Source organism: Metabacillus niabensis (assembly GCF_020524345.1).
Lineage (GTDB): Bacteria > Bacillota > Bacilli > Bacillales > Bacillaceae > Metabacillus > Metabacillus niabensis_B.
The window spans coordinates 1-1,477 of sequence record NZ_JAIVLH010000060.1; the positions used below are offsets into that span (position 1 = coordinate 1).

Consider the following 1,477-nt stretch of genomic DNA (forward strand, 5'->3'; position numbering starts at 1 on the left):
TGTGGTGACCCCTAAAAGTTAGAGTTTTATATTAAGCGGCTAATTGGCTGGTATGGATACGGAATTGAACCGGACTCATGCCTGCCAATTTTTGCTTTATGCGCTTGTTATTATAATAGATGATATATTCTTCAATTCTCTTTTTTAATTCTTCAAATGAGCAGATTGCTTCTCCATAATACATTTCTTGTTTTATTAATCCGAAAAAGTTTTCCATAGGTGAATTATCTAAACAGTTTCCCTTTCGTGACATACTCTGGAACACCCTATGTTTCTTTAGGGTCTTTGTCCATTTCTTATGTTGATAATGCCAGCCCTGATCGGAATGAATTGTGGTTCTGTATTTTGATTCTTTTACAATTTCCAAAGCTTCTTCGAGAGGTTTTATGGCCAATTCTAAGTTTGGTCGCATACCTATCCCATACGAAACAATCTCACTATTGAACATATCCATGATTGGATTAAAATAAAGTTTACCATCTGAGCACTTGAATTCTGTGATATCTGTTGTTAATTTTTGATGACACAAACTTGTGTGAAAACGACGGTTAATGCGGTTCTTGGCAATTGCTCCGACAGTTCCTTTATAAGAACTATACTTACGTGTTTTTCTACTGAATTTATCACATTTGAGTCCAAGTTTTTTCATTATTCGCTGTACCTTCTTGTGATTAATTATCAAACCACGTTGCTTTAAGTTCAAATAGATACGACGATACCCATAGTTACCCTCATGGTCCTCAAAAATGGATTGAATACATTCTTCAAGTTCCTGATTGGGATTCTCTTTCATCATCATTTTCATGTGGTAATGGTAGGAAGATTCCGGAATTCCTACTATTATTAGAACGTCTTTTAGTTTGAACTTTTCCTTGAGTTCAAACGATAAAGCCGCCTGTGCTTTTCGAGATAACCTTCCGGATTCATCTGAAAAGCTTGTAACTTTTTTAAGTATTCTACCTCTAACCTAAGAAGCTCGTTTTCTCTCTCCAACTTTTGTTCGTAGGTCATTTCTTTATCTTGAATTGTTTTTTTAATTCCTTTATTCTTAGCTTTATCAGACATAGGTGGCCGTCCTTTCGGTCTATCCAGAGACTCAGCACCACCCTCCAAAAAGGCTTTCTTCCACGCAGTTATCATAGGAGGATTTGTTAGCCCAAACTCCAGGGCTGTGTCGATTACTGAAGATCCTGTTCTTTCCATAAAGCTTATAACATCCAGCTTGAATTGAACAGAATAAGTTTTGTTCTGATTTTTCCTCATTAACCCTTCAAGCCCAAACTTCTCGTGATTTTTTACCCAATTAATGATTTGCTTATGTGACTTAATGTAATGTTTTTTAGCTAACAGTTTATATCCAAGTTGTCCTTCTTGATATTCTTTCACTACCATAAGCTTAAATTTTTCATCATATCTAGACATTAATAAAACACCCCAAAAGTTAGATTCTTTACTCTAACTTTTGGGGTGCAGTTCA

The 1,477-nt window shown here is 35.5% G+C and carries 2 protein-coding genes; both read right to left on the reverse strand.

Annotation, left to right across the window (positions count from 1 at the left end; translation table 11 throughout):
* Positions 1-31: 31 nt before the first annotated feature.
* Complete coding sequence (locus LC095_RS26560) at positions 32-955, reverse strand: IS3 family transposase (RefSeq protein WP_226530913.1); 924 nt, start codon at positions 953-955, stop codon at positions 32-34.
* The gene (locus LC095_RS26565; RefSeq protein ID WP_226530912.1) at positions 856-1,422 is read right to left on the reverse strand and encodes a helix-turn-helix domain-containing protein; all 567 of its coding nucleotides are present in this window, start codon (positions 1,420-1,422) and stop codon (positions 856-858) included. The genes LC095_RS26560 and LC095_RS26565 overlap by 100 nt, the downstream gene beginning before the upstream one ends.
* Positions 1,423-1,477: the final 55 nt, after the last annotated feature.

Coding starts and splice junctions, on each gene's coding strand:
- LC095_RS26565 (WP_226530912.1), bottom strand. CDS start 1,422: ATGTCTAGATATGATGAAAAATTTAAGCTTATGGTAGTGAAAGAATAT.